At 62.2% G+C, this 11,942-nt stretch carries 15 protein-coding genes, 1 tRNA gene and 1 pseudogene; 9 read left to right on the forward strand and 8 right to left on the reverse strand.

From position 1 onward, the window contains the following. Window positions 1-121: 121 nt before the first annotated feature. The 8 genes and pseudogenes from J1M46_RS01305 to J1M46_RS01340 form a co-directional block, all read right to left on the reverse strand. Window positions 122-487, reverse strand: a pseudogene (locus tag J1M46_RS01305) (HTTM domain-containing protein); the annotation flags it as partial. Then, on the reverse strand, window positions 478-804 hold the full coding sequence (locus J1M46_RS01310) for a hypothetical protein (RefSeq protein ID WP_206446188.1): 327 nt from the start codon (window positions 802-804) through the stop codon (window positions 478-480). The gene J1M46_RS01310 and the pseudogene J1M46_RS01305, both read right to left, overlap by 10 nt. A gap of 136 nt (window positions 805-940) precedes the next feature. After that, window positions 941-1,273, reverse strand: a complete 333-nt coding sequence (locus J1M46_RS01315) for a heavy-metal-associated domain-containing protein (RefSeq protein ID WP_206446189.1) — start codon at window positions 1,271-1,273, stop codon at window positions 941-943. Window positions 1,274-1,310: 37 nt separating this feature from the next. Then, a complete protein-coding gene (locus J1M46_RS01320) occupies window positions 1,311-1,592 on the reverse strand; it encodes a metal-sensitive transcriptional regulator (protein WP_206448513.1) in 282 nt (93 codons plus the stop codon). Window positions 1,593-1,654: 62 nt separating this feature from the next. Beyond that, a complete protein-coding gene (locus tag J1M46_RS01325) occupies window positions 1,655-2,248 on the reverse strand; it encodes a TetR/AcrR family transcriptional regulator (RefSeq protein WP_206446190.1) in 594 nt (197 codons plus the stop codon). A gap of 60 nt (window positions 2,249-2,308) precedes the next feature. Next, a tRNA-Arg gene (locus J1M46_RS01330) sits at window positions 2,309-2,384 on the reverse strand. 42 nt (window positions 2,385-2,426) lie between these two features. Beyond that, a complete protein-coding gene (locus J1M46_RS01335; protein ID WP_206446191.1) occupies window positions 2,427-3,065 on the reverse strand; it encodes a prepilin peptidase in 639 nt (212 codons plus the stop codon). A gap of 31 nt (window positions 3,066-3,096) precedes the next feature. Continuing rightward, a complete protein-coding gene (locus J1M46_RS01340) occupies window positions 3,097-3,732 on the reverse strand; it encodes a TetR/AcrR family transcriptional regulator (RefSeq protein WP_206446192.1) in 636 nt (211 codons plus the stop codon). 387 nt (window positions 3,733-4,119) lie between these two features. Between J1M46_RS01340 and J1M46_RS01345 the strand changes: the two genes are divergently transcribed. The 9 genes from J1M46_RS01345 (at window position 4,120) to J1M46_RS01385 (ending at window position 11,865) form a co-directional block, all read left to right on the forward strand. Then, window positions 4,120-4,338: a Flp family type IVb pilin gene (locus J1M46_RS01345; RefSeq protein ID WP_206446193.1), complete on the forward strand. Its 219-nt coding sequence runs from the start codon at window positions 4,120-4,122 to the stop codon at window positions 4,336-4,338. A gap of 78 nt (window positions 4,339-4,416) precedes the next feature. Continuing rightward, a complete protein-coding gene (locus J1M46_RS01350; RefSeq protein ID WP_206446194.1) occupies window positions 4,417-4,797 on the forward strand; it encodes a TadE family protein in 381 nt (126 codons plus the stop codon). Further along, entirely contained in the window at window positions 4,794-5,765 is a 972-nt protein-coding gene (locus J1M46_RS01355; protein ID WP_206446195.1) for a Tad domain-containing protein, read from the forward strand. Before J1M46_RS01350 ends, J1M46_RS01355 begins: the two co-directional genes overlap by 4 nt. Before the next feature lie 49 nt (window positions 5,766-5,814). After that, window positions 5,815-6,564: a Flp pilus assembly protein CpaB gene (gene cpaB / locus J1M46_RS01360; protein ID WP_206446196.1), complete on the forward strand. Its 750-nt coding sequence runs from the start codon at window positions 5,815-5,817 to the stop codon at window positions 6,562-6,564. After that, the gene (locus J1M46_RS01365; protein WP_206446197.1) at window positions 6,561-7,748 is read left to right on the forward strand and encodes an AAA family ATPase; all 1,188 of its coding nucleotides are present in this window, start codon (window positions 6,561-6,563) and stop codon (window positions 7,746-7,748) included. The genes cpaB and J1M46_RS01365 overlap by 4 nt, the downstream gene beginning before the upstream one ends. Beyond that, complete coding sequence (locus J1M46_RS01370; protein ID WP_206446198.1) at window positions 7,745-9,220, forward strand: CpaF family protein; 1,476 nt, start codon at window positions 7,745-7,747, stop codon at window positions 9,218-9,220. Before J1M46_RS01365 ends, J1M46_RS01370 begins: the two co-directional genes overlap by 4 nt. Before the next feature lie 104 nt (window positions 9,221-9,324). Further along, complete coding sequence (locus J1M46_RS15165; protein WP_206446199.1) at window positions 9,325-10,143, forward strand: type II secretion system F family protein; 819 nt, start codon at window positions 9,325-9,327, stop codon at window positions 10,141-10,143. After that, window positions 10,143-11,036 carry a type II secretion system F family protein gene (locus J1M46_RS01380; protein WP_206446200.1) on the forward strand — a complete coding sequence of 298 codons (894 nt, stop codon included), beginning with the start codon at window positions 10,143-10,145 and terminating at the stop codon, window positions 11,034-11,036. The genes J1M46_RS15165 and J1M46_RS01380 overlap by 1 nt, the downstream gene beginning before the upstream one ends. A 64-nt stretch (window positions 11,037-11,100) precedes the next feature. Then, window positions 11,101-11,865 carry a transglutaminase-like domain-containing protein gene (locus tag J1M46_RS01385; protein ID WP_206446201.1) on the forward strand — a complete coding sequence of 255 codons (765 nt, stop codon included), beginning with the start codon at window positions 11,101-11,103 and terminating at the stop codon, window positions 11,863-11,865. The last annotated feature ends 77 nt before the right edge of the window (window positions 11,866-11,942 follow it).

An 11,942-nucleotide genomic window follows, 5' to 3' on the forward strand; every position in this document is an offset into this window, starting at 1 on the left:
CCTACCACCGGCGTCGCCGACAAGCAGCCCTGGGCCGTTTGACGCCCATCGAGTTCGAGACCATCATGAACACGACCGTCGCACTCGCGGCGTGACTAGAACTGTCACCTATCCGTGCAGCAGACCCGAACGACAGATAGGCGAGTAGCAGGATGACTAGAACCAGATGATTCGAGTAGGTCTGCTGGTCCCAGAGCAGCGCAACGGTCAGAAGCATGCTGCCAGCCGCGGCAGCGACGCCGGCGCATAAGCCGAGAAGGATCAACGCGGCGGCGAGAAGCCCGACGATCAAGAACGCCTGAGCGGTGTCGGCGGTCGGTGCCGGTAGGACACTGATCCCCGGGTATCGGAGTTTGCCTTCGGCAATTCCGGACAGGATGACGGCAACTTCGAGCACGCAGACGGCAAGTGCGAGCGCCAGCAGTCCACGCGCTAGCGCAATTGGCCGCCCGTCGACACGGACAGTCAACACGCCCGTCAGCGACATGGCACGTTCGTCTCGGGGCGATCTGCTCGCTGGATGGTGATCGTTGCAGCGTCAGTGACCTCACTGCAGATGTGCTCTGGGATGTATCGCTCCCAGTCGAGCTCCGACCGAAGTCCAGTGGGCAGTAGGGCGTTGAATTCCACATCGATCTCGGTCCCCCCGTAGTCGAGAACAGTGATCGACCCTGTGTGGTAGCCCGAGTACATCTGAAACCCGAATCGGGCGGGTGCATCGTGCATGAGCGCGATTGTGGGCACAGCGATCTGCGCCACGATGACGGTGCCGAGCACCAGCAGCCAGCCTTGCGACTTCGTCATTTGCACACTCCTCTCGGAATCGGAGCGTAAAGCGGACGGATGACGGCCCGACAACGACACGGCCAGACTTCAGCGAGTTTGCCCGCAAACGAAGAGCGCCGACCCTCGCAAAGGTCGGCGCTCTCGAAAGCTTGTCTCAGCCCTCGACGAGCGAGTAGCCTGCCTCGGTGACCGCGGCGCGCACGTCATCGATACGCAGCGGGCTGTCGGAGGCGACGGTCACGGTCGAGCGGCCGCCGGCGACCAGCTGCACGTCGACGCCCTCGACGCCGGCGAGCCCGGAGATCTCCTCGGTGACCGACGAGACGCAGTGGCCGCAGGTCATGCCCTCGACCGAGAACGCCTGCGAGATGCCGGCGTCGGTCGTGGTGGCAGCCGCGTCCGTCGAGCAGCAGCCGCCACCGCAGCATCCGCCTGCCTGCTCGTTGGCGTCGGTCGGGGTGGTCGTGATCTCGATGTTCTGCAGCATTGCGTGCCTTTCGGTCGTGAACAGGTAGTTGGGGGAGTCAGGAGCGCACGAGGCGTGCGATGGCTGCGCTGGCCTCGGCGAGCTTCGCCTCGGCGACGGGCCCGCCCTGGGCGGCGGCTTCCGCGACGCAGTGCGCGAGGTGGTCTTCGAGCAGCTGCAGCGCGACCGTCTCGAGCGCCTTCGTGGCGGCCGAGACCTGGGTGAGGATGTCGATGCAGTACACGTCTTCGTCGACCATGCGGGCGACGCCGCGCACCTGGCCCTCGGCGCGGCGCAGGCGCTTGAGCAGCGCATCCTTGTTGTCGGCATAGCCGTGCATCGGCGCGACAGCGGTAGTGGTCATGTGACGATGATACCCCCGAGGGGTATCTCGATCAAGCCTCAGGCGGCGACCGCGCCGAGGTGCTCGGGCGTCGCCCAGCTGCGCCAGATGGCGGCCAACAGCGCGGTGAAGAGCGTATCGGCTTGGCCGGCGGGGTAGTGGCCCAGCAGCTCGAGGGCGATGAAGCCATGCAAGCCGGCGAAGATCGTGCGGGCGGTGGTCTCGGCGTCGCCGTGCAGGATGCCCTGCTCGATCGCAGCCGTCACGGCCTCGAGCAGCGGCTCCGTCGCGCGATCGCGCGCCTCCGCGATCGCGGGGGAGTCGTCGGTGCGGCCGAAGACCACCTGGAACATGGCGGCGTTCTCGGTCGCCCACTGGCGGATCGCGTGCGCGATGCCAACGATGTGCTGCACCGGGTCGTCGCTGTGCGCGGTGCGCTGCGCCGCCACGAACGAGCTGGCCGCGCGCACCGTGATCGCCTCGAGCAGCTCGCCTCGCGAGCCGAACAGCGAGTACACAGCCGAGGTCGAGGTGCCGACGGATGCGACGAGCGGCCGCAGCGAGAAGTCGGGGCCGTCCACCGCCATCAGATCAGTGGCGGCCTCGAGCAGTCGCTGTTGCAGGTGCTCGTCATGCAGGCGTGGGCGTCCCATGCTTGTAAGCGTACGGGTTTTGGCGCGCGTCCCTGGACCCGCCGCGCAGGCCGAAAGATTTGGTGCCCCCAGCAGGATTCGAACCTGCGGCCTTCTGCTCCGGAGGCAGACGCTCTATCCCCTGAGCTATGGGGGCCGGGCTGTGTGAACAGCGACGCCCAATCTATCACCGCGCGGGCTACGCGCCGACCGACGCGACTGCGAGGCCTGCAGCGGCACCGACGATCATCCATGGGCCGAACGCCAGGTCGGACTTGATGGATGCGCGTCGCACGGCCATGAGGACAAGTGCGACCAGGGCGAGAGCGATAAAGCCGCCGAGGATGCCGAAGAAGACTGCCTGCCATCCGAACCACCCGAGCACGAGTCCTAGGACGAGCGAGAGTTTCACGTCGCCGAGGCCGAGACTGGCGGGGGAGATGAAGGCGAGGATGAAGTAGCCGACGCCGACGGCGAGCATCGCCAGCATTGCGGTTCCGAACCGCGACCACTCGCCGGTGACGATCGCGGCGAGCAGCAGCAGCGCGAGTACCAGGCCGGTGGTCGGCCAGACAATTGCATCCGGTAGGCGGAAGACTGCGAGATCGACCGCGACGAGCAGTGCGCAACCGACCGCGAGCGCGCACAGCGCGAGCAGGACCGTCCAGTGGTGGGCGACGAGACCCGCGCCCACACCGAACGCGGCGCCGAGCACGCCAGGCACCCAGCGGTGCAGCCACTTCGACGAGCTGTCGACGATGCGGCGGGCCCACGGGGTCAGCAACCATGCGGCCGCAGCGCACAGTGCGGCCGCGATCGCGATCACGAGCGGCGGCATCGCGACTGATGCTACGCGAGCGCGACGGTCGTCAGGCTTCGGGGCTCAGGCCCGCCTCAAGATCGATGAACGCCTGCTCGACCAGATCGGCGATCGCGTCGGCGTTGCCGCCTGTGTTGTCCCACATGCGAATCGCCGTCTTAACAGCGGTCGTCGCTGCCCCGGCGATCAGCCGGGGGAGCGGGTCGGTGTCGGGGTCGGCGCCGCCGCGCTCGGCGACCGCTTCGCAGATGGCTGTCTCAAGCTCCTCGAACTGCGCCATGCGGTGCGGCATCAGTGCGGGGTAGCGCTCCACGAGCTCGTCTTTCGCCTTGAGCGCCGACATCTGCTCCTTCGACCAGCCGCGGATCGCAGCCGTGAGCACGGCGCGCAACGACTGCAACGGCGGCTCGTCTGTCGGCCGCTCGTCGAGGCCGGCGAGCATCTCGATCGGCGCGTTGTTGTGGGCCGCGATGATTGCAGCTTCCTTCGACGAAAAGTAGTTCGAGACCGTGCGGGGCGAGACGAAGGCGCGATCGGCGATCTGGTCGATCGTGACGTGGTCGAGCCCATGCTCATTCGTCAGCGTGAACGCGGCGTCGGCGATCGTGCGGCGCGTCAACTGCTTCTTGCGCTCGCGCAGACCGGGCTGGGGCTGCTCGTCGGCAGGCAGATTCGTCTCAGGCATGGCGGCTCACTTTAGCGACGGGAGGCAGAGTGCCGGCCATGCGCGTCCTCAAGGCCGACCAAGGATGGGCGGTGGAAGTGAACTGCATGGCGGTGTCCGGTCTCGGGATGAACGGGGTGGCGGTCGCGACCCTTACTTGAGGTCGAGCCGGCGATCGTATGGCTCTCAGCAGTAAGTTTCTGCCGTAACGCCGTTTTAGTCAAGCGATCTTGCGTAAACCGGAAGGTTGCCGCCTATGCAACGCCGGTCTTGAGCAAATCTTTAGGCTCCGGAATCTTGCGTCCTGAGCAACGGTCATGCGAACATCATGGACGTCGCCCCGAACGGGTCGGCATCCCTCAAGCACCGGAGTCCCCAGCTCTGGGCCTGTCAAGTTAGGAAATTTCCATGCTCGCATTCCTCGTTGCGGCTCAGACCTTCGTGGCTGACCGTTTTGACAAGAAGACCGATCGTGGCGCGACTGCTGTCGAGTACGGCGTCCTGGTCGCGCTGGTCGCTGCTGCGGTTGTTGCCGCGCTGGTCGTGCTCGGTCCGCTCGTGACGGACCTCTTCGAGAGCGTTCGTACCTCGGTTGCCGGGACTGTCACGCTTCCTGCAGGCGAATAGTCGGATGTACGCGGTGCCCGGACTTCGACAGTTCGGGCACCGCGTTTTTCCGACTCGATGCGAGCAGGGGACCGGGTGATGAAACCACTTACATGGCGTGACCGCGGCGCAACGGCCGTAGAGTTCGCGCTCGTAGTTCCAATGTTGATGGTTATGCTCGTGGGCATTGTGTCCTTCGGTTTCGCATTTCATGTCCAGACCGTGCTGGATAATTCCGCTCGAGACGCAGTGCGAGTGTTCACGCTGACGGATATAGACGCGCGGGATGCGGCAATCTTGCAGGCGCAGCATTCCGCGCTGCCGACCATCACTTTGCCTACCTCGGCCATCGATGCGCCGGCAACTTGCGCCGCTGAGGCCTATGTGACTGTCACAACGCGAGTATCGGACTTTGAGTTACTCGGCGGCCTTTGGAAGGTAGATCTCATTGGTAAGGGGACTATGCGATGCGGCGGTTGAAGCCTAAGGACGATCATGGTGCGATCGCCGTTTGGGTAGCGATAATGCTCATACCTCTGCTGATCGTCGGCGCCCTTGCCATTGACCTCGGAGCCATGCACTCGGATCGTCAACGGTTGCAGTACGGCGCGGATGCGGCCGCACTGGCGATCGCCGAAAGCTGTGCGATAGGAGATTGCGATCCCCTAGACCTAGCGCCTCAGGAAACGATCAGGCACACACTGGTTAGCAAGAACTCGCCACTTGCGAACGCTGCAGATTCTCGTATTCTCGATTTGGACCTTGGCTCCAATTGGGTTGAAGTCGAGGCCACGAGCACCCGAGAGCACTGGTTTTCGCCAGCGATGGACATAGATGAGACAGCGCTGACGGCTATTGGTGCCGCGTCATGGACAGACGCAGGCGGAGTATTCCCTGTTGCGTTCAGCTGGTGTGAACTCAACGTGCAGGGAGGTATGTCGCCTATAAGTGACGGCGATGACGTGGTCGGACTTGAGCCGGTCAGTGATCCGCAGCCGACGGTCATCATTATGCCGAAGAAGGCCGACACAGGGTGTACAGGAACGAACGGGTTGATCGCGCCCGGTAACTTCGGGTTCTTGCTCCATGGAGAGTGCGATCTCGAGGTCAATCCTGCAAGCGGCGACGTTCCCGGAAGTCCTGGCAATCAGCTTGACCAGGGTTGTGCCGAGAAGTTGGTTCAATGGCGGTCGGACAACTCGCAACCGGTTCTGGTGCCCGTTTTCCATGGCGCCGAAGGCGCTGGGTCCAGCGTGCGATACCCACTTATTGGCTATGCAGTCTTTGATCTCGACGGATATTACTTTGATGGTTCGCATCGATCGGAACCCAATCCCTGCGGCGGTGCGAGTCGATGCGTGCAAGGCACTTTGATCGACTTCATTTCGCTGGGCGACCCCGCGGCCGAAGCGATCGTCGAACCCGAAGTTCAACTCCGGCTCCCCTGATGCTCGACGGCTTGACTCCGCATGGAACTAGCTCGAAGGAGTTTCCCCAATGATCCGCCGACTAACAATTGCCCTAGCGGCTCTGCTCGTTGCTGCTGTCGGAGGCGTGCTTACGTTTCTGTACGCGGCCAATGCCGATGCGCGTGCGCTTGCGGAACTCGAACCCAGCACCGTCCTGATAGTTGCGGAAGGAATTGAAGCTGGCACCCCGGTCGAGCAGATCGTTCGCTCCGTCGTGTCAGCGGAAATCCCCGCGTCAGCCGTGGTCCCAGGCGGCGTTGCCGACTTGAGTGAGGTGGCTGGGATGCTGACGACGGTTGCGCTGGTGCCGGGAGAGCAGTTGCTCGAGGCACGATTCGCGCTTCCTGAATTGGTGCCGGGCGAGGTCGAAGTTCCTGCGAACCTGCATGTGCTGTCGGTCCGTCTGGATCGACAGCGAGTCATCGGCGGAGAGCTGCAACCTGGCGATACCGTCGGCGTTTTCGTGTCGGGCCAAGTGACCGCGACAGACCCGAGTACCGCACAGGGTGGTGGCCAAGAATCTCTAACCGATCTCGTTCTCCATAAGGTGCTGGTCACTGCGGTCGACGGCTCCGCAACAACAACGACGAGCGAGACTGGAGAACGCGTTGAGGAGCCGGCGGCCGATTCGATCATGGTGACACTGGCGCTATCGGCTTCTGATGCAGAGCTCTTGGTATTCGGCCAGGAGTTTGGTTCCGTCTGGTTATCGATCGAAGGCCCGGAGGTGCAGGAAGACAGCCCTGGGCCGGTCACAGCAGAGGAGGTCTTCCAATGAGCAACGTTCTGCTAATTTCGGATGACCGAGGGTTGGTGTCCTCGGTGCAAGAGGCTTCGGCCGGTAACTGCATCGTCCTGCCGCAGGAGTCCCTCGTGGATTCGCCCGCCGCGGTAGTGGCTCGAGTTGGCATGTCCGCGCTGCCGGATGTCATAATTCTCGACACAGCGGACGATCCGGAGCGCGCGCTATCGCTGGCAGCCAGGTTCGATCAGGAGTTGCCGGGCACGGGCATCATCCTCGCGGGAAACATCGCCACCTTGTCTCCCGCTGCGATGCGAGTGGGAGCCAGAGATGTTCTAGCCCCCGATTCCGATGTCGACGCAGTCCGACTTGCTATTGAGCACGTCACCAGCTTGGCCATACAGCGCCGGTTGCTCCATCCAGAACCTTCGGGCGCCGCCTCCGGGGGAGGGGTACTGGGCCGGGTGTTAACGGTGCTCTCGCCGAAAGGCGGAGCTGGCAAAACAACAGTTGCTGTGAACCTGGCGATTGGTCTGGCTGGTGCTGGAGTTGGACCGGTCGTGCTCGTCGACCTCGATGTTCAGTTCGGGGACGTGGCGACAGCTCTAAACATAGATCCTGAATTTACGCTTGAAGATGTCGTGCGTGGTGCAGCGCTCCGAGATCCGATTGCTCTAAAAACACATCTCAGCAGACACGAGTCAGGCCTTTCAGTAGTTTGCGCTCCAGAGAGCGCTGCGGTCGCGGATACAATAACGCCGGAGCAGGTCGGCGCTCTTCTGCAAATGCTCGCGACTCAGTTCCGCTTTGTGGTGGTTGATACCGCCGCGGGTCTGAACGCCACGACCCTGGCTGCCCTCGACCAAACCACGGACCCGCTTCTTCTCTCCACGCTCGACGTCATGGGAGGACGTGGCCTGCGGAAGGAGATGTCGACCCTGCGGGAGTTGGGGATGCTGACGAGTGCTCGCCAGGTCGTTCTGAACTTCGCGGATCCGCGGTCGGGGCTTAGCGTCGCGGATGTGGAATCCACCATTCAGGCGAGCGTAGATCTCACTCTGCCGCACTCTCGTGCGGTTACGGCCTCCATGAACACTGGAGTCCCATTGATCCTCCAGAAGCCGAGAGACCCTGTCGCAAAGCAACTCTTGAAGTTGCTCCACCATTATGCAACGACTCCGGCCCAGGCGGTGCGGGAGTTGCAGAAGGCAAGGTCATGAGCACGCTTGCTGAGCGTCTTGGCGCACGCCCTCCGCTGGATGACGAGATCACGCTGCCACCCGGTCCGCGACGTGCAGCGCGGATCGCCGCTTCCCAGCACGATGCGCCCGATAGCGAAGGTAAAGGCGGTCCGCAAACGGAGTTGGCGCAGAGACCTGGCGACGACGACGCAGACGTGGATTCGTCGTCTCAAGATGCCCTGTTTCGGGTAAAGCAGCGCGCGGCTGTCGCACTTTTTGCGCGGATTGGGAGCAGGCTGAACGACCCGAATCTCAGTGAATCACAACTCCATCAACTGGTCCGTGATGAGCTCAATATCGTGGTGGAGGCTGAGCAGGCGCCATTGAATAGCGATGAGCGTCAGCGATTGATCAACGAAGTTCGCGATGACGTCCTGGGACTCGGTCCGCTGCAGAAATTAATTGACGATCCGAACGTAACCGAAATCATGGTTAATGGCCCCGACGCTATTTACGTGGAGGAGAATGGAAGGCTAGGACGCGCGGCTTCCCGCTTCACTTCGGAAGAACACCTCCGGCAGGTCATCGAGCGTATTGTTACCCGAATGGGGCGACGCATCGATGAAGCTTCGCCAATGGTCGACGCGCGCCTCGAGGACGGTTCGCGCGTCAACGCCATAATCCCGCCACTCGCGTTCTCTGGATCCGCGCTGACGATTCGCAAGTTCGCGCGTGACCCGTTGCGCGTACCTGATCTGATCCGCTACGGCACGATAAATTCACAAATGGCGCGGCTTCTCCAGGCGTGTGTCGAAGGCAAGTTGAACATTATTGTTTCCGGTGGCACAGGCACCGGCAAGACAACGCTGCTGAACGTACTGTCTTCATTCATCCCGGTCCGAGAGCGCATCATCACGATTGAAGATGCTGTAGAACTACAATTGCAGCAAGATCATGTTGTGCGTCTGGAGTCGCGTCCGCCCAACGTGGAGGGTCGAGGCGAAGTAACCATTCGTGAACTGGTTCGCAACTCGCTTCGTATGAGGCCAGATCGAATCGTCGTTGGCGAGGTTCGTGGTGGGGAGACGCTAGATATGCTTCAGGCGATGAACACTGGGCACGACGGCTCGCTGTCCACCGTCCATGCAAACTCGCCCCGAGATGCGATCGCTCGGATGGAGACGTTGGTTCTCATGGCAGGCATGGACCTGCCGCTGCGGGCGATTCGTGAGCAAGTTTCTTCGGCAGTCGATCTGATAATTCAGCTGGAGAGGCTTCGCGACGGCAGTCGTCGTGTCACGGCGGTGACCGAAGTTGCGGGAATGGAGGGCCAGACTGTCACGCTCCAAGACATCTTCTTGTTCGACTACAGCGCTGGTACAGATCATGAAGGCAGGTTCCGAGGCTCTCCGGTTGCGACAGGAGTCAGGCCAAGGTTTGTCGAGCGCCTGTTGGACATGGGTATCGACTTGCCGTCGGGGACGTTCGACGTGCGAATGCCACAATCATGATCGCTGAAATCGGCATCGGTGCGGTCGTGGCGGGCCTGGGTGTTGCAGGCTTGGCGATAGCGAGGCCGACTCATGACCGTGTCCCGAAGAATAGGCGTCGCCCTGTGCGCACCCAAGGCGAAGGCGCCCTGGCGGAAGTCGCGGAGGTCGCTACCGGACTCATTGGACGGATCTTGAATCGGCGGTCCGGTTCGTTGGCAACGCAGCTCGACCTCGCTGGCCTTAGAATGAGGCCGCAGGATTTCGTCTTTCTCGTGATTGTGGTCGCTTTCGCAGTCGGCGCTCTAGTGCTTGTTCTGCGCGGCGGTTGGTTCGCCCTGCCAGTGATGGCTCTTGCTCCAATAGGGTCCGTAGTCCTGATTATGTTGCGGATACGCCGTCGTCGCCATCGTTTCGCGAACCATTTAGATAGCACCTTGCAGTTGCTTGCGTCTTCAATGCGGGCCGGGCACAGCATGATGCAGTCGCTCGCGGGCGTGGCGCAACAGTCTGAGGAGCCGACTGCATCCGAGCTGGCGCGCGTAGTGAACGAGACGCGAGTTGGAAGGCCCGTCGTCGAGGCATTGATGGAGGCTGCGGAGCGAATGGACAGTGTCGATTTTACATGGGCTGCTCAAGCGATCGCGATCAATCGGGAAGTCGGCGGCAGTCTCGCCGAAGTGCTCGATGGTGTTTCCCAGACCATTCGCGAGCGCGGACAAATTCGCAGGCATGTCGCCACCTTGAGCGCTGAAGGTCGTATGTCGGCGATCATTCTGATATTGCTTCCGTTTGTTGTTGCTGGCTCCTTAATGGTGATCAATCCCGGATATCTTGCACCACTAGTGGAATCACTGCTTGGGATCGTCCTGCTCATCGGCGGCGGGTTGCTGCTTTTGGTCGGGAGCGTTTGGATAGCCAAGAGCGTCGAGGTCAAGTTCTGATGTCTATCGAGCTGGTGCTTGCTTGTGGCTTCGTTGCCGCGGCCTCGGGCATTGTGGGCTGGGTTGCTGCCGCCAGCATCAATCCCACCAGAGCAGGCAGCCTGGCAAACCTGAGGCGAGGCGATGCGGTCGTGGAAGCGGGTGATACACGGTCGGCGGTATCGGGTGTTCATTCGATCGCGTACTCCGTCACGCCGCAGTTTCTTGTCTCGCTCGTCGAAAGGCTGCATGCGAGCGCTGGTCGTCCAAAGAATTGGCCCGTCAGCCGCTTGCTAACGCTAAAGCTTGTGACCGTTCCGATCGTCGCTCTGCCGATTTTTTTGTTGGTTGCGTCGCGGCAGTCCGGGGTTCTGGTGGTGCTTGTTGGATTCGTCGGGGCTATCAGCTACTTCTTGCCTGAACTGTTGCTCGTCAGTCGTAGTCAAGAGCGTGAGCAGCAGATTCAGGTCGAGCTCGCCGACACACTTGATCAGATGACGATCGCCGTTGAAGCGGGCTTGGGGTTTGACTCCGCCATGACGCGTGTGGCCGCAGGCGGACATGGCGTCTTGGCGCAGGAGCTCACGCGGACGCTCCAAGACATCCGGATGGGGGTAAGCCGTCGACGAGCTTTTGAGGATTTAGCTATGCGCAATCATGTGTCGGATTTACGGCAGTTCGTCCGCGCAGTGCTCCAGGCTGATGCGAACGGTATTTCAATCGGCGATGTACTCAAGACGCAAGCGGCGGAGATGCGCCTAAAGCGCAGGCAGCGCGCGGAAGAGAAGGCGCAGCAAGTCCCGGTAAAGGTTATATTCCCACTGATGCTGTGTATTCTGCCAGTTTTGATCTTAGTTGTAATGGCTCCGGCGGCAATGAAATTGTTTGATACCTTTGCCACTGTCATGGGATAGTTGGCGCATCCGCGAGATCATGGGATGATCGTTCCCGATGCGCACCGCTCATGCAGCCTTCTCTATGTCGCTCGTGGGCGACACCGACTTTGTGTTGCTCGCACTGCCGGCCGAGGCATACGCATCCGCTGACCAGATCTCAGTCGCGGTCGACGGTGCGCCGGTCGAGTGGCAGATCCTGGCCGCTGCACATGACACGCGTCAGCTGGTGTTCACGGCGCCGACGGGCATGCTCGACGTCGACATTCAGACAAGTCTCACCAACCTGCAACGGCCCATCGATGACGCTGATCCGGCGCGCTACCTCGAGGACTCCCGCTATATAGAGGCATCGGCGCTGCGCGGCTTCGTCGACGAGCGCTTCGGGCGCGTGGCCGGCTTCGAGCAGCTCGACGCCATGCGCAACTGGATCGCGCGCGGCTTCACCTACTCGCCGGCGATGTCGATGATCGACGACTCCGCGGTCACCACGCTGCAAAAGCGCGGCGGCATGTGCCGCGACTACGCGCACGTGATGATCGCGCTCGCTCGCGCCGCCGGCATGCCGGCTCGCTACGTGGGCGTCTACGCGCCCGGGCTCAACCCGCCCGACTTCCACGCCGTCGCCGAGGTGTTCGTCGACGGCGACTGGTGGGTATTCGATCCGACCGGGCTCGCGCCGCGGGGGAGCCTCATCCGCATCGCGACCGGAGCAGATGCGCTCGAGACGGCGTGGGCGACAACCGCCGGCAACCCGGTGGTGCTGACGCAGTTGACGGTGGAGGCGACGGATGACTCGCTGATCGCGGGTGCCACGGATGAGCCGCGGAGGCGGTACCGGATTCTTTAGACCGAAGGTGGCCTCGATACGCGGACTTCGTCCGCTACTCGACATTGAGAATGGGCGTGGCGGTCTCGTGGTCGTCT

Origin of the sequence: Agrococcus sp. KRD186, from assembly GCF_017168255.1 — a bacterium.
Taxonomy (GTDB): Bacteria; Actinomycetota; Actinomycetes; order Actinomycetales; family Microbacteriaceae; genus Agrococcus.